20 protein-coding genes are annotated in these 19,901 nt (G+C 62.7%); 13 read left to right on the forward strand and 7 right to left on the reverse strand.

What is annotated here, in order from left to right; genetic code table 11:
• Positions 1-53: 53 nt before the first annotated feature.
• Positions 54-431 carry a CBS domain-containing protein gene (locus V5B59_RS11275; RefSeq protein WP_248594781.1) on the forward strand — a complete coding sequence of 126 codons (378 nt, stop codon included), beginning with the start codon at positions 54-56 and terminating at the stop codon, positions 429-431.
• Between the two features lie 13 nt (positions 432-444).
• Complete coding sequence (locus V5B59_RS11280; RefSeq protein ID WP_034913544.1) at positions 445-882, forward strand: hypothetical protein; 438 nt, start codon at positions 445-447, stop codon at positions 880-882.
• Here the strand turns inward: V5B59_RS11280 and V5B59_RS11285 are convergent.
• Positions 840-2,210, reverse strand: a complete 1,371-nt coding sequence (locus tag V5B59_RS11285; RefSeq protein WP_248594782.1) for a citrate transporter — start codon at positions 2,208-2,210, stop codon at positions 840-842. The two genes, V5B59_RS11280 and V5B59_RS11285, sit on opposite strands and share 43 nt — an antisense overlap.
• A 150-nt stretch (positions 2,211-2,360) precedes the next feature.
• On the opposite strand from V5B59_RS11285, the gene V5B59_RS11290 reads away from it, so the two are divergent.
• The 3 genes from V5B59_RS11290 to V5B59_RS11300 all read left to right on the forward strand — a co-directional run bounded on the left by V5B59_RS11290 (position 2,361) and on the right by V5B59_RS11300 (position 4,923).
• The gene (locus V5B59_RS11290; RefSeq protein ID WP_169070072.1) at positions 2,361-2,786 is read left to right on the forward strand and encodes a universal stress protein; all 426 of its coding nucleotides are present in this window, start codon (positions 2,361-2,363) and stop codon (positions 2,784-2,786) included.
• A gap of 317 nt (positions 2,787-3,103) precedes the next feature.
• The gene (locus V5B59_RS11295) at positions 3,104-3,589 is read left to right on the forward strand and encodes a CBS domain-containing protein (protein ID WP_169070073.1); all 486 of its coding nucleotides are present in this window, start codon (positions 3,104-3,106) and stop codon (positions 3,587-3,589) included.
• Positions 3,589-4,923 carry an ArsB/NhaD family transporter gene (locus tag V5B59_RS11300; RefSeq protein ID WP_332351874.1) on the forward strand — a complete coding sequence of 445 codons (1,335 nt, stop codon included), beginning with the start codon at positions 3,589-3,591 and terminating at the stop codon, positions 4,921-4,923. Before V5B59_RS11295 ends, V5B59_RS11300 begins: the two co-directional genes overlap by 1 nt.
• Positions 4,924-4,981: 58 nt before the next feature.
• On the opposite strand, the gene V5B59_RS11305 is transcribed toward V5B59_RS11300, so the two are convergent.
• Together V5B59_RS11305 and V5B59_RS11310 are read right to left on the reverse strand one after the other, a co-directional pair.
• Positions 4,982-6,541, reverse strand: a complete 1,560-nt coding sequence (locus V5B59_RS11305; protein WP_169070074.1) for a methyl-accepting chemotaxis protein — start codon at positions 6,539-6,541, stop codon at positions 4,982-4,984.
• 80 nt (positions 6,542-6,621) lie between these two features.
• The gene (locus V5B59_RS11310; protein WP_034913557.1) at positions 6,622-7,074 is read right to left on the reverse strand and encodes a cache domain-containing protein; all 453 of its coding nucleotides are present in this window, start codon (positions 7,072-7,074) and stop codon (positions 6,622-6,624) included.
• A gap of 531 nt (positions 7,075-7,605) precedes the next feature.
• Here V5B59_RS11310 and surE point away from each other — a divergent pair.
• From surE to rpoS, 4 genes are read left to right on the forward strand one after another with little or no spacing between them, the layout of a single operon-like run.
• Entirely contained in the window at positions 7,606-8,349 is a 744-nt protein-coding gene (gene surE, locus V5B59_RS11315; RefSeq protein WP_169070075.1) for a 5'/3'-nucleotidase SurE, read from the forward strand.
• Complete coding sequence (locus V5B59_RS11320; protein WP_169070076.1) at positions 8,346-9,008, forward strand: protein-L-isoaspartate(D-aspartate) O-methyltransferase; 663 nt, start codon at positions 8,346-8,348, stop codon at positions 9,006-9,008. Before surE ends, V5B59_RS11320 begins: the two co-directional genes overlap by 4 nt.
• Entirely contained in the window at positions 9,005-9,961 is a 957-nt protein-coding gene (locus V5B59_RS11325; protein ID WP_169070077.1) for a peptidoglycan DD-metalloendopeptidase family protein, read from the forward strand. The genes V5B59_RS11320 and V5B59_RS11325 overlap by 4 nt, the downstream gene beginning before the upstream one ends.
• A 2-nt stretch (positions 9,962-9,963) precedes the next feature.
• On the forward strand, positions 9,964-10,920 hold the full coding sequence (gene rpoS / locus V5B59_RS11330; protein ID WP_169070078.1) for an RNA polymerase sigma factor RpoS: 957 nt from the start codon (positions 9,964-9,966) through the stop codon (positions 10,918-10,920).
• A gap of 16 nt (positions 10,921-10,936) precedes the next feature.
• On the opposite strand, the gene mltB is transcribed toward rpoS, so the two are convergent.
• From mltB to V5B59_RS11350, 4 genes are read right to left on the reverse strand one after another with little or no spacing between them, the layout of a single operon-like run.
• On the reverse strand, positions 10,937-11,989 hold the full coding sequence (gene mltB, locus V5B59_RS11335; RefSeq protein WP_169070079.1) for a lytic murein transglycosylase B: 1,053 nt from the start codon (positions 11,987-11,989) through the stop codon (positions 10,937-10,939).
• Positions 11,947-13,914, reverse strand: coding sequence for a transglutaminase TgpA family protein (locus V5B59_RS11340; RefSeq protein ID WP_034912025.1), 1,968 nt, complete (start codon positions 13,912-13,914; stop codon positions 11,947-11,949). Before V5B59_RS11340 ends, mltB begins: the two co-directional genes overlap by 43 nt.
• Positions 13,911-14,873, reverse strand: coding sequence for a DUF58 domain-containing protein (locus V5B59_RS11345; protein WP_034912029.1), 963 nt, complete (start codon positions 14,871-14,873; stop codon positions 13,911-13,913). Before V5B59_RS11345 ends, V5B59_RS11340 begins: the two co-directional genes overlap by 4 nt.
• Positions 14,874-14,878: 5 nt before the next feature.
• Positions 14,879-15,814: an AAA family ATPase gene (locus V5B59_RS11350; RefSeq protein ID WP_034912037.1), complete on the reverse strand. Its 936-nt coding sequence runs from the start codon at positions 15,812-15,814 to the stop codon at positions 14,879-14,881.
• A 122-nt stretch (positions 15,815-15,936) separates the two neighbouring features.
• Here V5B59_RS11350 and V5B59_RS11355 point away from each other — a divergent pair, with 122 nt between their 5' ends.
• From V5B59_RS11355 to V5B59_RS11370, 4 genes are all read left to right on the forward strand, one after another.
• Positions 15,937-16,863 carry a histone deacetylase family protein gene (locus tag V5B59_RS11355; RefSeq protein WP_034912041.1) on the forward strand — a complete coding sequence of 309 codons (927 nt, stop codon included), beginning with the start codon at positions 15,937-15,939 and terminating at the stop codon, positions 16,861-16,863.
• Positions 16,864-17,015: 152 nt separating this feature from the next.
• The gene (gene dapA, locus V5B59_RS11360; protein WP_034912047.1) at positions 17,016-17,894 is read left to right on the forward strand and encodes a 4-hydroxy-tetrahydrodipicolinate synthase; all 879 of its coding nucleotides are present in this window, start codon (positions 17,016-17,018) and stop codon (positions 17,892-17,894) included.
• Positions 17,895-17,915: 21 nt separating this feature from the next.
• On the forward strand, positions 17,916-19,058 hold the full coding sequence (gene bamC, locus V5B59_RS11365; RefSeq protein WP_034912053.1) for an outer membrane protein assembly factor BamC: 1,143 nt from the start codon (positions 17,916-17,918) through the stop codon (positions 19,056-19,058).
• Positions 19,058-19,825: an MBL fold metallo-hydrolase gene (locus tag V5B59_RS11370; RefSeq protein WP_169070098.1), complete on the forward strand. Its 768-nt coding sequence runs from the start codon at positions 19,058-19,060 to the stop codon at positions 19,823-19,825. The genes bamC and V5B59_RS11370 overlap by 1 nt, the downstream gene beginning before the upstream one ends.
• Positions 19,826-19,901: the final 76 nt, after the last annotated feature.

Raw genomic sequence — 19,901 nt, forward strand, 5'->3', positions numbered from 1 at the left:
GCTGATCACGATCATGGACTAAAGGAGAGTTTGCCATGTTGGTTGCCGGAATCATGAAGACAAACGTTATCACCATCAGCCCGCTGGCCACCGTTCGGGAGGCACTGCTGCTGATGAAGAAGAGCGGCGTCAAGTCGCTGGTGGTCGACAAACGCCATTCGGGCGACGCCTACGGCCTGATCGCTTACCGCGACGTCGCCAGGGCGGTGATCGCCGAGGATGGCGACATCGATCTGCTCAATGTCTATGACATTGCCCAGAAACCGGCGCTGCAGGTTTCCCAGCATCTCGAAATCCGCTATCTGGCGCGACTGATGATCCAGTATGCGGTGAAAAATGTGCTGGTCATCGACAACAACGAGTTGCAGGGCTTCGTCTCGGATACCGATGTGGTGAGTCATCTGATCGATCGCGCCAGCAGCGGCCGCTAACACCCAGAGCGTGATGGAAAAAATCATTCACCGCTATTCGGCTTTCTTTCCGCGCTGGTGCCAGGCTTTTGGTGACCATGTACCTGACCCCGGCGGCGAAGGGCGTGCGGTCGAGTGGCTGGTGGGCGCCGACTGCGTCGGCGTGATCGTCCTGCCCGAGATTCGGCACCTGTTGATGCACGAACTACTCGGCCAGCACCAGCCCGAACTCGAGTTCCGCCAGAGGTCCGTGCGACTGAACCGGCGGGACTACGATGAGGTCGAGGTTCTCGGGCATCCCGGCTATACGGCCTTGCGCGAACTGCTGCTCGGCAGTGAAGCGGCGCACATGTTCCTGACCTACCATCTGATCTACCCACCCGGAACCCGGATCATCACCGTCTCACGCAAGCCGCCGCTCGGGCTGCTCTACAAGGAAATGGCCCCGCTGCCGATTACCGTTTGCGAGTGAATCACCGGCGGTGGATCGACCTGCGACCCCTGCTGAGCCGCGTGCGGTCGCCAGCCGAGAATCAGGAGCAGCGCGAAGAAGCCGGCGACGTAACCCAGCGGAACATGCCAGCCATGCAGCAGCCACTTGCCGGCCGACCTGGCCTCGGGGAAGAGATTGGCCAGTGCCACCCCGGCCGACGATCCGAACCACAGCATCGAGCCACCGAAACCGACGGCGAAGGCAAGAATGCCCCAGTCGTAGCCCCCCTGCTTCAGGGCCAGCGCGGTGAGCGGGATGTTGTCGAACACCGCCGAAACGAAGCCCAGGCCCAGCGCCGTCTGCCACGAAGCCAGCGGCAACTTCTCGACCGGCATCATCGACGCACAACTCACCAGCGCCAGCAGAAAAACGGATCCTTTGATGGCCTCCGGAAGCAGGCTCCATTCCGGCTTGCGCAGCGGCACCGCCAGCAGCAGTGCCACCCATACCGCCACGCCGAGAAAGGGAAAATGGTCAGCGGCCTCCGGGAACCGGATGTTGACCGTGACATTGGTGCCGATCGCGGTCCCCAGCATGAAACCGACGATGCCGACCCGCGCCCAGTCGACATGTTGCGCACCCTGCAGGTTGCGCACGATCGGCTGGTGAGCGTGCTGTTGCAGCGCAGCCGGGATGCCGGACACCACCAGCGCCACCGCCGACGCGAGAAAGGCATGCGTGACGTCGAGCGGGCTGACGCCGGCGATCCACATCATGGTGGTGGTCGTGTCACCGATCACGCTCCAGGCGCCACCGGCGTTCGAAGCGGCAACGATGGCCGCCAGGTAGCCGACATGCAGCCGGCGCTTGAAGACGCTGGCCGCCACGGTGCCACCGATCAGCGCTGCCGCGATGTTGTCCAGGAAGCTCGAAAGAAGCCAGATGATGGCGAGCAACACGAAAGGCCCCAGCCAGCTCTCGGGTAGCAGTCTCGGCAGCACTTCCGGCACGCCGCTGTCCTCGAAGTGACGCGCCAGCAGCGCGAAGCCAACCAGCAGGCAGAGCAGGTTGACCAGCAGCACCCATTCGTGCGCCATGTGGCCGGCAAAGCCGCCGAGCCCCGCGCCGGTCCTGAAGCCGGTGACGGCGATCTTGTACAGGGCGATCACCACCAGCCCGGTCAAAGCCACCTGGAGCACCCGATGGTGGAACAACGCGACGCCCAAAAGCGTCGCCGCGAACAGGATGAACTCCACAGGGATGCCGAGCACCTCCGAGCCGTCGGCAGCCTGCACCGGCAATGCCTGGCAGCAGACAGCCAAAGTCAGCCACTGCGTATTCATGAGTCCACCGAGCGTCCTGCGCATTACTCTCCTCTGTCGAGAAAAACCACTGTGGTAAGCTTGTCGCCTACACTCGGAACAGTCAAGCATTTTCAGGTCGCCTGCTGGCCTGTGCACCGTCAGTTGCCACGCCGTACTGGTTCCGACAGTCGCAAACCGCCTGAGGAATTCGCCATGCGCAAGGTTCTTGTCCCAGTCGACGGTTCAGCCGCCGCCCATCACGCCGTGCGGCACATCATCGCACTGACTGGCACCTGCCCCTCGATTGAGGTCGTCCTGCTCAATGTTCAACCGGAAATCGACGACTGGAGTGTACGCCGCCTCCTCAAGAAGGAAGAGGTCGAGGCAATGGAGGAATGCCGGGGTGGCGACACCTTGCAGCAGTACCGCGAGGTGCTCGATGCTGCCGGCGTCCGCTTTACGCCGCTGGTGGAGATCGGCCCTGCCGCCGAGATCATCGCCAGAGTCGCCAGGGAGCAGGGATGCGACGGCATCGTCATGGGCAGCCGCGGCCTGGGCGCAGTGTCCAGCGTACTGCTCGGCTCGGTCAGTAGCCGGGTGCTCGAGATCACCGACCTGCCGGTCACGCTGCTGAAATAGCCTTGAGACGGCTACGCTGATGCGCCGCCAGCCGCTCTGCGCAGGCAATCTTCATGTCATGTTTCTTGCCCTTAACAAGCCAAACCAGGCCAAATCCTTCAGCATCTCAGCAAAGTCGGAGAGAACGGCTCCGCAATCGCCGCAGGCCGTGAGCGCCCTGCAGATCGGGCGTTGATGCCCGGGTTGCAGGCAGCAAATTCGGGATTGACAGCGGCTTCCACGGCTCGGCATACTCCGGCCGTGCCGACGAATCTCCTGTCCATGCCGGGCAGGCGGAAGAAGATTCGCGGCCTCCGTCTCTACCCAAAGGGGGTTTCATGCACCACCATCCTGACGCCTTGTGCCGGTCGATCATGTCGGCACCGCCGGCCGTGCTCAAGCCGACCGACTCCATGTCATTGGCCCTGCAGACCATGGTCGAACAACGGCTACCGGCACTGCCGGTCGTCGACAGCGACTACCGCTACCTCGGCATGCTGCCACGCAGCCGGCTGATTGCACTCGCCATGCCGCGAGTCATCTCGCACCAGGACGAGCAACATCCCTTGAGCCACCTCCTGCAGGTCGGCTTCATCCAGGATACGCTGGCCGACCTGCAGGAGCGGGTGGATGCCGTCGCCAACGATCCCGTGAGCCGCCACCTGGACACCGAGGTGCCGGTTCTTGATCCCGACACGCCGCTGATGAACGCCATGCTCTTCCTCCACCGGCAGCGAAACGTCCTGCCCGTCGTCGAGAACGGGAAACTGCTCGGTATCGTTTCAGTCTGGGATGTTCTCGCCCGCATCGGGAGGGTCAAGTAATGCACACAGCAGCTTCCGGGGTCATTTTCGGCCTCAATCCCTTGTGGCTGGCGACCGTGGTGATGATCGTCACCTATGGCGTAATCATCAGCGAACGGCTGAACCGCTCGATCATCGCATTGCTTGGTGCAATGCTGATGATCATGTTCGGCCTGCTGACTCAGGAGCAGGCCGTCGCCGGCGTCGATTTCAATACCATCGGCCTGCTCGTCGGGATGATGGTCATCGTCTCGATCACCCGCAAGTCGGGGGTTTTCGAGTATCTGGCGATCTGGTCGGCAAAACTGGTGAAGGCCAACCCGGCGGGCATCCTGGCCATGCTTGCCGTGGTCACCGCGGTCGTTTCCGCCTTGCTCGACAATGTCACCACCGTACTCCTCGTCGTTCCGGTGACGCTGGTCATCACCGAGGCGCTGAAAGTCAATCCCTATCCCTTCCTGTTCTCGCAGATCCTGGCGTCGAACATCGGTGGTACAGCGACGCTGATCGGCGATCCACCGAACATCCTGATCGGCGGCCAGGTCGGTTTGTCGTTCAACGACTTCGTGATTCACCTCTCGCCGGTGATCGTCGTGATCCTCCTCGTGCATGTCATCTCGATTCACCTCATCTGGGGACGCAGCATGGCCTCAACGGCCGAACTGCGCGCGCGGGTCATGGCCTTCGACGAAAGCGAGGCGATCACCGATTCGCGACTGCTGAAACGGGCTTCACTGGTGCTGGCCCTGGTGATCGTTGCCTTCGTCATGGCACGGTCGCTGGGGCTGGAATCGGGCACCATCGGCATGGCGGGTGCGGCGCTGCTGTTGATGCTCGACAACCTCGGCAAGTCGGCCGAGCACCAGTCGGAGAACGTCGTCAAGGTGTACAACGAGATCGAATGGATCACGATCTTTTTTTTCGTCGGGTTGTTCATCGTGATTGCCGGTGTCGAGCACGCCGGTCTGCTGCGCCTTCTCGCCGACAAGCTGCTCGCCGCCACCGGCGGCGATTTCAAGGTCACGGGCTACAGCATCCTCTGGTCATCGGCGTTCCTGTCGGCGATTGTCGACAATATCCCGTTCGTGGCCACGATGATTCCCCTGATCAAATCGATGGCGCCTGCATTCGGCGGCGCGGACGCGCTGATGCCGCTCTGGTGGTGCCTTTCGCTGGGCGCCTGTCTCGGCGGCAACGGCACGCTGATCGGCGCCAGCGCCAACCTGACCGTCGCCGGCATCGCCGAGCGCAACGGCATTCCGTTCCGCTTCATGACCTACACCAGGATCGCCTTTCCGCTGATGCTGATCCATGTCGCGATCTGCAACGTCTACGTCTGGTGGCGGTATTTCTGAACCACCGGTTCCGCCGCCGGTCTGCAGCGAAAGACCGCGGTGGAATCGGTCACCAGGATCAACCGGATCGGGCAGCGCTTCTTGGGATCACCGTATCTGAGGACGGCACGCCGGACAGGGTGGTGTCGTCGATTCTGAAGAAGGCCATGAGATCCTGGAGCTGACTGGCCTGCCCCGCCATCTCCTCGGCGGTGGCAGCGAGTTGTTCGGATGCCGAAGCGTTCTGCTGTGTGGCCTGATTCAATTGTCCCAGGGCGCCGTTGATCTGCATCACGCCGCTGGATTGTTCCGAGGAGGCGGCGGCGATCTCCTGCACCAGTTCCGAAGTCTGGCGAATAGTGGGCACCATCTGCGTCAGCAGATTCCCGGCGAGATCGGCCTGTTTCACCGAGGATTTGGCCAGGTTGCCGATTTCCTGCGCAGCGACTTGCGAACGTTCCGCCAGTTTACGCACTTCCGCGGCGACGACGGCAAAACCCTTGCCATGCTCGCCGGCACGGGCCGCCTCGATCGCAGCATTGAGGGCCAGCAGATTCGTCTGATAGGCAATATCGTCGATGATGCTGATCTTGCCGGCAATGCTCTTCATGTCCTCGACCGTGCAGCCGACAGCCGTGGCGCCTTCAGCCGCCTCACTGGCCGCCTTGGCGGCAAGCTTGCCGGTGAGTTGGGCATTTTCCTTGTTCTGCGCGATGGACGCGCTCATCTCCTGCATGGACGCGGTGGTTTCCTCGACCGACGCGGCTTGCTCGCTGGACGAATGCGCAAGGGAACTGGCTGTCGCGGAGACCTGTCCCGCCGCGTTGCTCAGGCTGTCGGCCGCGGTGTGCACCTCGCCGATAATCTGTGTCAGCTTGCCCTGCATCTCCGCCAGCGCCCGCAGCAGATCCCCGGTTTCGTCCTGCGCGCCGGTCTGGATGGCAGTACCCAGCTCGCCGCCGGCAATCATGCTGGCCGTTCGCACGGCTTCGACCAGAGGAGCGACTATTCTGCCGGCCAATACCAGCGCGATCGACACGGCCACGACCAGGCCCAGCAGAAACAGGCCGAGATTGGTGGCGATCAAACTCGACACGCGCTTGTTCGCTGCGGAAACCATTTCGTCCCCTTTGCTCTTCTGCTCTTCGAGAAACTTGCTGAGTGCAGCGTCGATTTCCAGGAAGCGCTTGTCTGCCGCCTGCATCATGCCGGTGCCCATGGCAATGTCGGATTGCGCCATGTCGATGGCCTGCACCACATTCTTGCGGTAACGCGCCAAGGGCTCCTCAAGTGCGGCAATCGCCTTCTTTTCGTCCTCATCGAGGTCGCTGCGTTCGCGGAATTTCTTGAGCAACTGTATCGCGCCATCGGCGTGACCCATGATTACAGCGGCGTCTTTGGCAATGCGCTCCTCATTGAAATTGCCCAACATGGTGAACAATCGGTAGGCCGCAATGTTCGCGTCGAGCAATCTGCCACGGCTGTCATTGACGGCGGCGAGGTGCTGCATGCCTTTTACCCCTATGGCATCGAGCGTTTGCTGCATCGAGCGCAGACCGAAGTAGCTGAAGATGCCCAGAAGCAGCATCATGGTCAGCGGCACGAGCGAGGAAACGACGATTTTTGCCTTGATCTTCATGCTTTTCTCCGTGAAGGAAGAAGGCTTGCTGGCGGTGGCATCGGGGCCGTCGCGCAGCGCCATCAGCCCCGGCAGCCCGATCAGCGCTTATAGACACCGGCGCAAACGATGTTCTCGCCGGTTTTCTCGCAGTAGGCCGACTTCGGCAACACTTTCTTGCTGACCGGATCGGTGAACTTGTAGTCCTGCCAGAACTTGCCCTTGCTCGTGGCCAGAGACACCCGTTCCTTGATGAACTCCTTGCCGTCGGCGTCGGCCAGATCGATCAGGTCCTTGCCGACCTGTTTTTCGTTCTGACCGTGGGCAATGCACTTCCCATGCATGTCATAGACAACCGGATAGAGATCCCGGTCGACCCATTTCTTGTCCTTGCCGGTGATTTCCTTCAAGGTCGCCGTGCGATCGGCGCCGAGTGCCTTGACCGCTTTGGCCACCATGGCCTCGGCTTCCTTTGGCGTGGCAAAGTTGTCGGCGGCACAGGCGACCGACGAAATGACCGAAACCACGGCAGCCGCGAGCAATGACTTAAACATGATCTTTCCTTTCTGAAGTGCCAACAAAAACGGCGCAGACCTTTGTTGCGCCACCTGGCCTGTCACTACGGACAGCCATTACAGGGAAGAGGGAAGACCCATGTTTTCCCCCCGGAAACATGCCCTCTGCCCGCACGGGTACCGATCTGACATGGAAACGGCAAACAGAGATCAGGATCGGTCAGTGACTGCACGATCACTGCATACTTCGGGTATCGGCACACCAGCGGGGTTCTTTAGGCGAAGATCTCGAAAAGTTGCGACATCTCCCTACATCGGGACTGCCGGTGTGCTAGAAAACCTACCCTTGTAAGGTCCTGGACACCCGCATTGCGATCTGAAGTATTCAGCGATGTGCCGAGGCGGTTATAATTGGCGCCAGCCTGGCAGCGCCACGGGTACTGCTGGCCGGTGCCACCAGGCACTGTTTGCTGGCAGGCGGGTGAGGGCTGCAGCGCAGCTCCGCCAATAATGATGAAGCCGGCCCCTCGCCGGTTTGTTCACCGTGTTCGTTGATGTTCGTGGAGTGCCATGCGGATCCTGCTCTGTAACGATGACGGTTATTTCGCTCCGGGGATCGAGCATCTGGCGCGCGTGCTGGCGGATGTCGCTGAAATTACCGTCGTGGCTCCCGAACGCGACCGCAGCGGGGCAAGCAACTCGCTGACGCTCGATCGCCCCTTGTCGCTCAAACGCGCGGCCAATGGTTTCTATCACGTCAATGGCACGCCCACCGACTGTGTTCATCTCGCCGTCACCGGCATGCTCGACGGGCTTCCGGACATGGTGGTGTCGGGAATCAACATGGGTGCCAACATGGGCGACGACACGATCTATTCGGGTACCGTCGCGGCGGCGACCGAGGGGTTCTTGCTCGGCATTCCGTCCCTGGCAATTTCGCTGTGCGGAACTCCCGGCGAGCATTTCGCGAGTGCGGCGCGGGTGGCCCGCGAACTGGTCGACCTGTTGCGGCGACAGGCGCTGCGCGAGCCGGTCTTGCTCAACGTCAATGTTCCCGATGTGCCCTACGCGCAACTGCGCGGCACCGTTGTCACCCGCCTCGGCAAGCGCCACAAGGCGGAGCCGGTGGTGCGCACGCTGTCGCCGCGCAATGAGACCGTGTTCTGGGTCGGTGCTGCCGGTGCCGCTGCGGATGCCGGCGAAGGCACCGATTTCCACGCGGTGCGCAACCATCAGGTGTCGGTGACACCACTGCAGGTCGATTTGACCCACAACACGCAGTTGCCGCTGTTGCGCGCGTGGCTGGCGCGATGAACACGCCAAGGGCCAATACCGGTTTTGGCATGACTTCGCAGCGCACGCGCACGCGCATGATCGAGCGCCTGCGTGAGCAGGGCATCGTTGACGAAGAGGTGCTGGCGGCGATCGCCGCCGTGCCGCGGCATGTGTTTGTCGAAGAAGCGCTGGCTTCAAGGGCTTACGAGGATACGGCACTGCCGCTCGGCTACTCACAGACGATCTCGCAACCCTATGTGGTGGCGCGCATGATCGAAGCGCTGCGCGCCGGCCGCGAACTCGGCAGGACGCTGGAGATCGGCGCCGGTTGCGGCTATCAGGCAGCGGTGCTCGCGCAACTGACCCAGGAGGTCTATGCGGTCGAGCGAATCGCGCCGCTGCTCGACAGGGCCAAGCTCAATCTGCGCGCGATCAAGGAGCTCAAGGTGCGCTTGAAGCACGCCGACGGCCAACTCGGCCTGCCCGAGGCCGCTCCTTTTGATTCGATCATTGTCGCAGCAGCGGCGGCGCGGGTGCCGCGTGCGCTTTTGCAGCAACTCGCACCTCATGGCAGGCTGATTCTGCCTTTGGGCGTGTCGGCACAGCAGCTTGCCCTGATCGAACTCAGACCGGAGGGTTTTGTCGAAACCCGCCTGGATGCTGTGCGTTTCGTTCCGTTGCTATCAGGAGTCGAATGAAGGACCAAGGGATTTTCCGTTGCCACGCTGCTGCTCTGGCCTTGCTGCTCGTTCTCGCTGGTTGTGCCAGCATCACGCCAGCGCCGCTGGATGAACGCAGTGCGGCCGCCAAGCCAGCGGCAGCCATTGCCAGTAAGGACATGTACCTCGTCAAGAAGGGGGACACGCTGTATTCGATCGCTCTCGATCATGGACTGGATTACAAGGATCTGGTCGCCTGGAATGCCATCGAGAATCCGAATCGCATCCTGATCGGACAGTCGCTGCGGGTCAGGGCGCCAGCTTCTGCAGTCGCCGGCGATGCCGTCGTGGTGCGGCCGATTGGCACCGGAGCAGCGGTCGAGCAGCGCCCGCTTTCTGGTGGCGCCGCTGCTGCGGGCGCTCCGGGTGGTGACCCCGTGCTGAAACGTGAACCGAAGGCGGGCAAGGAAGCGTACTCGGAGCAGGCGCTGGCGCGGGCGCAAGCACAGCCGAAAACGGCCGAGCCAGTCGTGGCCGCTGTGAGCAAGGCCGAAGCCAAGCCGGAACCCAAGCCAGAAGCTCCAGGTGAGGCAAAATCCGGTGATATGGCAGCAGCCGGCAGCGAGGAAATCCCCTGGATCTGGCCGGCCAGCGGCAAGTTGATCGGCACTTTCAGCGAGGGCGGCAACAAGGGCATCGATATCAACGGCAAGGCCGGTGATGCCGTGCTTGCTGCCGGTGGCGGCAAGGTCGTGTATAGCGGTACCGGGCTGCGCGGTTACGGCAAGCTGGTGATCGTCAAGCACAACAATACTTACCTGACCGCGTACGCGCATAACCAGAATGTGCTGGTGAAGGAAGGCCAGAGTGTCAGCAAGGGACAGAAGATCGCCGAAATGGGCAATACCGACGCCGATCAGGTCAAGCTGCACTTCGAGATCCGGCGCCAGGGCAAGCCGGTCGACCCGCTCAAACACTTGCCGCAGCGTTGACCATGTCCGGCGCTTTCGATCCTGATGCTGATTCCTTCGGCGACGATCTGGAGCAGCCGGATCTCTTTTTAGAGGAACCGGTATTGGCGCCGGACTTCGCACCGGGCGGGGGCTCACCCGAGGCCGAGTTGCTCAATGACGTCACCCAGCATTACCTCAACGAGATCGGAGCCAAGCCCCTGTTTTCTCCGGCCGAAGAGGCGGTATGGGCGCGGCGGGCACGCGCCGGTGATTTCCTGGCCCGCCAGAAAATGATCGAGCACAATCTGCGCTTGGTGGTCAATATCGCCAAGCACTATTTCAACCGTGGCCTGCCCTTGCTCGACATGATCGAGGAGGGAAATCTCGGCCTGATCCACGCGATCGAAAAATTCGACCCCGAGCGCGGCTTCCGTTTTTCGACTTATGCCACCTGGTGGATCCGGCAAAGCATCGAGCGCGCGATCATGAATCAGTCACGAACGATTCGCCTGCCGGTGCATGTAATCAAGGAAATCAACCTCGTGCTGCGCGCCATTCGCCATCTGGAGCTGGCCAACGGGCGGGAAATCTGCATCGACCAGATCGCCCATCTGATCGATCGGCCGAGCGACGATGTGCGCCGCGTGATGGCCCTCAACGAGCGTATCGCTTCGCTCGACGCACCCTTGCAGGTCGACCCGAGCCGATCGTATGGCGATGCGCTGGCCGACGAGAGCCTGCTCGATCCGGATGAACTGTTGCAGTCCAACGAGCTTGGCGACTTGCTGAAAAAGTGGGTCGGGCAACTCTCCGAAAAGCAGCGGCAGGTTCTGCAACGTCGTTACGGTCTCGCGGGCAAGGAGGCCTGCACCCTGGAAGAAATTGCCTTCGACCTGAAACTGACACGCGAGCGGGTTCGTCAGATCCAGATCGAGGCGCTCGATCACCTGCGCCGTGTCATCCGGCGCGAAGGCGGCACCGCCGACAACCTGCTCTGACGGCCACGGCAGTAGATCAACGCGCTTCGGCAAGCCTGTTGTGCGCCGTGCGTAGCGCTTCGGCGAGTTGAAAGACCGACATCGCGTAGAAGCTTGATCGGTTGTAACGGGTGATTACGTAGAAATTGTCGAAGCCGAGCCAGTATTCGGTGGCCGCTCCCGGCGTCACCAGGTCGATCAGGGCCGCTGTGCGATCGCCGTCAGCAGCGGCGACTGCGACCACCCCCTCGGCGGCCATCTCGCGCACCGTCAGCGCGGGCTTGATCCCGGCCGCGAGCAATCCCGCCGGATCGCCGCTGACACTTGCCGGTACGGCAACCGGAGCGCCGCTCTGCCAGCCATGCTGCTGCAGAAAACGGGCAACGCTGCCGATGGCGTCGATGCTGCTGCTGCGCAGGTCAATGCGGTCGTCACCGTCGAAGTCGACGGCAAAGCGGCGCTGGCTGCTGGGCATGAACTGCGGGATGCCGATGGCACCGGCGTAGGAACCCTTGATCTCGAGCGGGCTGACGCCGTTTTCACGCGCCAGCAGCAGAAACTGCTCGAGTTCGCCGCGGAAGAACTCTGCGCGCGGTGGGTAATGGAAGGCGAGCGAAGCGAGCGCTTCGAGGACGCCAAAACTGCCCATGTTCTGGCCATACACGGTCTCGACGCCGATGATCGCCACGATCACTTCGGCCGGTACGCCGTAGATCGCCTGTGCGCGCTGCAGGGTAGCGGCATGTCTTTGCCAGAACGAGAGGCCGCCACCGATGCGCAGGCTGTTCACAAAGCGCTCGCGATAGCGTTGCCAGGAGCGCTGCTTTTCGGGAAAGGCCGGCGGGCGGATGGCGCGCAGCACCGTGGCGTTCGGGTGGATGGCGGCGAACTGCCGCGTCAGGTGGGCGACATCAAAGCCGTGCTGTTCGTGCATGCCGATGATGAACGCCTGGACCTCCGGTTCCTGGCTGAAGCCGGCCCCCGGCTGACCGTGGCCAGGCAGGGACAGCAGACAGCCGAGCAGCCCGAGCGTCGCGAATGATTTGTTCAAAGCTCTTTTCTCCTTGTCGGTGGCAGGCGGCGCATGCATTGTTGCAGCCGTCGCAGTGGCTCGTCGCCGCTGCGACCGTAGCGCAGTTGGGCATAGCAATCGGCGGCCTCGCTGGTGAGTGCAGCCAGTTCGGGTCGTTCGCGCGCGACCCTTTGCGCGAAAGCGAGTGGGCCTTCCCATGCGGCGCGGCAGACTCCCCGGCGTGCCAGTTGTGCGCAGTAGCGTTGCCAGGCACGCTGTACCGGATCGACGCGGCGACGTCGGGGTAGTGTCCACAGTGTGACGATCAACAGCGCCAGTCCGCAGAGTATGGCCAGCGACGCGGTCATGCTCTGCCAGTCGGGGTCGCGCAAGCCGATCCGTGACAGCAGTTCGCGCTGGCGTTGCGGATTGTAACCGAGCACCCATTGATTCCAGCTGTTGTTTGCCGCCTCCCAGCGGTTGCGCAACTGGCGCAGCCAGTCCCTGTCGAGCCGGATGATGCTCGGCAAGGGCTCACCCTCGGGCAGCGCGGCAAGGATCCCCTGTTCGATGCGTGACGGGGCGACGGCAGCCGTCGGATCGATACGCACCCAGCCCTTGCCGGCAAGCCAGATTTCAGCCCAGGCGTGGGCGTCGGATTGGCGGACGACGAGGTAGCCATCGACCGGATTGAGCTCGCCGCCCTGGTAGCCGACGACCACTCGCGCCGGAACCCCGGCCGCGCGCATCAGGAAAACGAAAGCCGATGCGTAGTGTTCGCAGAAACCGCGCCGCGTGCCGAACAGGAATTCATCGACGGCGTCCACGCCGAGCAGCGGCGGGCGCAGCGTGTAATGGAAATCTTCCTTGCGGAACATCGCCAGCGCTGTCGCGGCGATCTTTTCCGGCGGCAGCGACTGCCACTCGCTGGCCAGGGCGCGGGCGCGCGGATTGATTTTTTCCGGCAGCGTCAGTGCCTGTTGCAGGATACCTGGCGCCTCGATGCGGTTGGCACGGTAGTCTACTGCAGAGATGAAGGACACGCGGCTGCGAATGCGCAGCCGTTCGCGCGCCAGTGCTTCGAAGGTGGGCGCCAGGGAACTCTCGGGCGGCAGGCTGGTGACGACGTCGAGCGCCAGCAGCCAACGCTGGTTGTGCGCTTCGAGAATGCTGGTGTAGGCATAGGAAGTGCCACTGGCCTCGATTACCGGTTCCGGTTTCGGCAGCCCGGCTGCTGGCGTTGCGGCTCGCCAGGTGATTCCGTCATAGCTGTCGAAGACCGGGCCGCGCCAGTAGAGATCGGCCTTTTCCGGCGTCTCGCCGGCGAAGCGGCTACGAAAGGCGATCGCGCCCGACTGGATCAGATTGCTGATCGAACCCGGCGACATCTGCTCGGACAGGCCACTCAGCCCGGCATGGGCGTCCTCCGGCAATCCCCAGAGCGGACCCGTGACGCGCGGGAAAAGCAGATAGAGAATCAACAGGAAAGGCAGGGCCTGCAGCAGCAACAGGGAGGCCTGCCGGGCAATCGCCGTGATCGGCTGGGCACCGCCATGCAGCCGGATCAGGGCGCCTGTCAGCAGGGTCATGGCGACCAGCAGCCAGAGACCGGTGGGAATGCTCTGCGAATAGAAATAGTGGGTCAGCAGGAGAAAATAACCGAGCATGACCATCACCAGGGCATCACGCCGGTGGTGCGTTTCCAACGGTTTGAGGGCCATGAACAGGACCAGCAGGGCGACGCCGGTATCCTTGCCGAAGAGGCTGTGGAATTGCCAGGCGACACCCGCGACGCCAGCGATCACCAGCAGGGCCAGCGACCAGCGCGGTGGCAGCGGGCGACGCCGTTGCCACAGCCAGACGCGCCAGAGCATGGCGCTGGCGACCAGCAGCGACAGCCACAGCGGTAGATGCCCGGCATGGGGTGCGGCGGTTGCCAGCGCACCGGCGAGCAGCCAGGGCACCGTGCCGTGTTCGAGCGCGTGCGACGGCTGGCTGCTCATGGCGCCGCACCGTACAGCGCCAGGGCCTGCAGGCAGTTCGTGCGATGTGCGCTGCCCTGCGCCGGCGCGATCTGCAGCCCCGGGAGCGTCAGACCGTAGCGCACCTGCTGTTCGTCGGCGGTCATCACCCAGCCGGTCAGGATCGACAGGCGATCCTCCTGGCCGCACTCGGGCGGCGTCAGAGACCAGTCGAGCCACAATTCATCGCTGGCCCCGCCGGCAAACTGCTTGACCAGCAGCAGTTGCTCATCGGAGCGGCGGGCCACCGCTTTCCAGGCGATGTGTCGGGTCGGGTCGCTGGGCTGGCGTGCTCGCAGACCAGCGAAGTCCTCCTGCCCGCTGTCGCCGTGGTGATGGTCGGCCTGCGCGCCCGCTGACGGGCCTGGCAGGGGTGTCCGCAACGGCCTGGGATAGACCATGCACGACCACAGCGGGTGCGGGTAGCTCCAGGCGTGAAACAGACCCAGCGGGTAGCGCGTGGCAAGCGTCACACGCCCTGGATCGAGGCGGCCACGTCGGGCGGTGCTGTAGGGAACGGCCACGATCACGCGCCCTTCGGAGGGAACGTCAACCGTGACTCCCGGCTGCTCGCCAAAGGAAAACTCGAGGGCGCGCCGCGACTGCCTGCGGGCGTTATCCAGTTGCAGCGGGAAGCGTGCCAGATCGCCGGCAAAGACTGCTTCGGCGCGCCCCGGAGTCAATCGCAGGCCGAACAGATTGTGAAAGGTGTGCACCATCGCCACTACGCCGAGGCCGGCGAGCAGAAAAATCAGCGCGTGCCCGAGGCTCAGGTTGTAGTTGATGGCGCCGATCAGCATCACCGCGAGAACGCCGGCAAAAAGGACACCGGCGCGCGTTGGCACGATGAAGATTCGGCGTTGCCCGAGCACGATCGGCAACTGCTCGTCACGTGCCAGACGGAACAACCAGCGCTGCAAGGCTGCAAGGCGGATGATCATGACCGTTAGGGGAGTGGCAGCGATCGAATCAGGGCGGCGATATCTTCGGCACCGGCGTGGCTGCCGCTGAGCAGCCGCAAGCGATGGCAGGCGACGGCGGGCAGCACCGCCTGCAGATCTTCCGGCAGGACCATCTGGCGACCGTCGCTGAATGCCCAGGCGCGTGCCACGGCGAGCAGTGACAGGGCAGCGCGCGGGCTCAGGCCATGCACCAGACGGGCGTCCTGGCGTGTCGCCTCGACCAGCGCCTGCAGGTAGTCAAGCAAGGCCGGCGAGCTGTAGACCGTGCTCACTCGTTGTTGCAGCGCAGCAAACTCGCCGGGGCCAAGGCAGGTCGACAGCGTCGGCAACTGTTCGCGGCGGCCACCGCTCTCGAGCAGCGCGCGTTCGGCGTCGTGGTCCGGATAGCCGAGTTCGATGCGCAACAGAAAGCGATCGAGCTGTGATTCGGGCAAGGGGAACGTGCCGATCTGGGTCGAAGGGTTTTGCGTGGCGATCACGAAGAACGGTTCCGGCAGCGGTCGCGTTTCTCCCTCGGTGGTCACCTGCCCTTCTTCCATGGCTTCGAGAAGGGCACTCTGCGTCTTTGGGGTGGCGCGATTGATTTCGTCGGCGAGCAGCACCTGTGAGAATACCGGGCCGGGGAGAAACCGGAAATTGCCGCTCTCTCGGTCGAAGATCGAGACGCCGAGGATGTCGGCCGGCAGCATGTCACTCGTGAACTGGATGCGCGCGAACTGGAATCCGAGCACCCGCGCCAGGGTGTGCGCCAGCGTCGTCTTGCCGACGCCCGGCAGATCTTCGATCAGCAAATGGCCTTTTGCCAGCAGGCAGCATAGAGCCAGGCGGGTTTGCGTGCTCTTGCCGAGGATCACCGCGTTGGCGGCGGCAAGGATTCTGGTGACCGGGGAGGGTCTCGTCGTCGGGAGGATGGGCTGCATGGTTTGTCGCATGGCTTGTCGTGGTGGCGCAATTGGGATGATAATAAACCATCAGCCGATAACTCGATTTCCCGCAGTTTCCACTGTTCCTGACAGTGACACTCTGCGATAGAAAGGCCATAGTGACCAGCACCGCATTCATCACCCATCGCGACTGCCAATTGCACGACATGGGTTCGTATCATCCGGAAGCTCCCGAGCGTCTGAACGCGATCAACGACCATATGATTGCGCAAGGCCTGGATTCGTATTTCGTTTATCATGATGCTCCATTGGTCACTTTTCAGCAGCTCCATCGCGTCCATACCGCCGCGCATCTGGAACGGCTGAAGCGGGCTTCACCCGAGTTGGGCATCGTACACCTCGACCCGGACACAGCCATGAACCGGCACACCTGGCAGGCGGCTTTGCGCGCTGCCGGGGCAGGGATCAAGGCGGTCGACCTGGTGATGGCCGGTGAAGTCGAGAACGCCTTCTGTGCGGTGCGTCCGCCGGGACACCACGCCGAGCGGGCGGCAGCGATGGGCTTCTGCTTCTTCAACAATATTGCCGTGGCGGCAGCACATGCGCTGGGAGCACATCACTTGTCGCGCGTCGCGATCGTCGATTTCGACGTCCACCACGGCAATGGTACCGAGGATTGCTTCAAGGGCGACCCGCGCGTACTGATGGTCGGCACCTTCCAGCATCCGTTTTACCCCTACAGCGGCACCGAACACCCGGCCTTCAACATGTTGAATGTGCCCCTCAGCCGGGGAACCGACGGAGAGGAATTCCGGAATGTGGTAAGCGACATCTGGATGCCGCGTCTACGCGAGTTCCAGCCCGAGATGATCCTGATTTCGGCAGGTTTTGACGGCCACTACGAGGACGAGATGGGTGGCTTGAAACTGCTCGAGAAAGACTACGCCTGGGTCACTGTACAACTGAAGCAGCTTGCCGAAGAATTCGCACAGAAGCGGATCGTGTCGATACTCGAAGGGGGTTACTCACTGTCGGCTCTGGCGCGCAGCGTGGTCGCCCATATTCGGGTGCTGGCCGAGATATGAGCGTACCGTGAAAGTCGCGGAGCGTTGCCGCTTCGCATTCTGCTGGCGGCCACCGTTTTTCATCGCCATGGCGGCGCCTTTCGGTTAGAATCCAGTGTTTCATTTCTACCGGGAAAACCCCCCGGTGAGTTTCCCAGGCTCCCTCCAAGACCATGATTACTGGATCGATTGTAGCGATTGTCACACCCATGCACGCCGACGGGAGTCTCGACCTGCCCGGCCTGCGCCGTCTGGTCGATTTCCACGTACAGGAAGGTACCGACGCCATCGTCATCGTCGGTACGACCGGCGAGTCACCGACGGTCAACCTCGAAGAACACTGCGAACTGATCCGTGTCGCCGTCGAGCAGGCGGCTGGTCGCATTCCGGTGATCGCCGGCACGGGTGCCAATTCGACTTCCGAAGCGGTCGAGCTGACGCGCTTTGCCCGACAGGCCGGCGCCGATGCTGCGCTGTCGGTAGTACCGTATTACAACAAGCCGACACAGGAAGGACTGTATCGCCACTTCCGGACGATCGCCGAAGCCGTCGATATCCCGGTGATTCTCTATAACGTACCGGGCCGCACGGTCGCTGATCTGGGCAATGACACCGCGCTGCGTCTGGCGGAAATCCCGAACATTGTCGGCATCAAGGACGCCACCGGCAACATGGATCGCGGTATCGAGCTGATCGCGCGCGCGCCTGCCGGTTTTGCCGTGTATAGCGGTGATGATGCGAGTGCCTGTGCCTTGATTCTGATGGGTGCGAGCGGTGATATCTCGGTGGTCGCCAATGTTGCGCCGCGCCTGATGCACGAAATGTGTGCCGCCGCGCTGGCTGGCGACGCCATCAAGGCGCGAGCATTGAATGCTCGCCTGCTCGGCCTGCATCGGCAAATGTTCTGCGAGGCGAACCCGATCCCCGTCAAGTGGGCGTGCCAGGAACTGGGTTTGATCGATGCTGGGCTGCGACTGCCACTGACGCCGTTGTCGCCGGATTGTCACGCCCGTGTCCGTGCCGCCATGGATCAGGCGGGCGTACTTGTCTAGATTTCAGTTCAGGGTGGTCAAATGAGTCTTGCCGTATTGCGCTGTCGAGCCGCGCTTCTACTGCTGCTGCTCGCGGGTTGCGGTGGTTCCCTGCTCGAACCCAAGCGAATCGAGTACAAGACGGCTGCGGCCACCAATGTGCCGACGCTGGAAGTGCCTCCTGACCTGACCTCACCCACGCGCGATGACCGCTATGCCGTGCCGGACACCATTGGCAAAGGGACGGCCACCTACTCGGCGTACACCGCCGAGCGTTCGCCGCAGGCGCGGGCACAGCAGAAGAGCGAAGTCCTGCCCGAAGTAGACCGGGCGCACATCGAACGTTCCGGCAATCAGCGCTGGCTGGTGGCCGCTGGGGCGCCGGACAAGCTCTGGGGGCAGGTCAAGGACTTCTGGCAGGAAACCGGTTTTGTGATCAAGCTCGAACTGCCTGATGCCGGGGTGATGGAGACCGACTGGGCAGAGAACCGCGCCAAGATCGAGCAGGACTTCATCCGCAACCTGCTCGGCAAGCTGATCGACTCGGTCTACTCGACGGCCGAGCGTGACAAGTTCCGTACCCGTCTGGAACCGGGAAGTACGCCGGGGACCACCGACATCTTCATCAGTCATCGCGGAATGTACGAGATTTACGTCACCGAGGGCAGGGATCAAACCAAGTGGCAGCCACGTCCGGCCGACCCGGAACTCGAAGCCGAGATGCTGCGTCGTTTGATGATTCGCCTGGGAAGCGACGAGAAGCGCGCTGCCGAGGCCGTCCGGGCGGCGCAGGAAAAGCCCGTCGAGCGAGCACGGCTGACGCGAGGTGCCGACGGGGCAGGTACCCTAGAGGTCGAGGAATCGTTCGATAGAGCCTGGCGGCGAGTCGGTCTGGCGCTGGACCGTGTGGGTTTCACGGTCGAAGACCGGGATCGTTCCAGGGGCCTTTACTTCGTTCGTTATGTCGACCCCGAAAGCGACAACCAGAAGAAGGAAGACACCTTCTTGTCGAGGTTGAATCCCTTCAAGGGCAGTTCTGCCGACAAGGTACAGATTCAGTACCGCATCTTCGTGCGTGAGGCAGGCAGCCTGTCGACAGTCCAGGTGCTATCGACCGAGGGTGGTATTAGCCAGTCCGATACGGCAAGGAAGATCCTCAATCTGCTCTACGACCAGTTGAAGTGATCCGTTTCGCGTCTCTGGGTAGCGGCAGTCAGGGTAACGCCCTGATTGTCGATGCCGGCGAGACGAAAGTGTTGCTCGACTGCGGCTTTTCGGCACGCATGGCGACAGCCAGATTGGCCAGGCTGGGCACTGCCCCCGATGAGTTGACCGCGATCGTGGTGACGCACGAGCATGCCGATCACCTGGAGGGGGTTTTCGCTTTTGCCCGCAGTTACCAACTCACGGTGTATCTTACGCACGGCACGCACGCCGCAGCATCCCAGGGCAAGACTGCCTTGCCCGAATGCCGGCTGATCGACGGTCAAACGCGCTTTGCCATCGGCGGCCTCGAAGTGCAGCCCTTCCCGGTGCCGCACGATGCGCGCGAACCCGTACAGTATGCGTTCAGCAACGGTCAGCAGTGCCTTGGCGTTCTCACCGACAGCGGCTCGATCACGCCCCACATCGTGGAGGTTCTGGGTGCCTGCGACGGGCTGGTACTGGAGTGCAACCACGATCAGGCGCTGCTCGCTGCGTCGAATTATCCGGCGCGGCTCAAGCAGCGAATCGGCGGGCGCTTCGGTCATCTGGAGAACGATCAGGCGGCAGACTTCCTGCGGCAGGTCGATACCCGGCGCTTGCAGCATGTGCTTGCGGCACACCTGAGCCAGCAGAATAATCGGCCGGAACTGGCCGCCAGGGCACTGGCGTCAGCGCTGGGCTGCAGCGAGAACTGGATCGGTATCGCCGACCAGGAAGGCGGCTTCGGCTGGCGGCAGCTGGTCTGAACGATGCGTCTCGTTTCCAGGCAATGAAAAAGCCGGCTTGCGCCGGCTTTTTCATTGCCTGGAAAGGACAGACCGA

The sequence above is a fragment of the Candidatus Accumulibacter contiguus genome (genome assembly GCF_036625285.1).
Taxonomy (GTDB): domain Bacteria; phylum Pseudomonadota; class Gammaproteobacteria; order Burkholderiales; family Rhodocyclaceae; genus Accumulibacter; species Accumulibacter contiguus.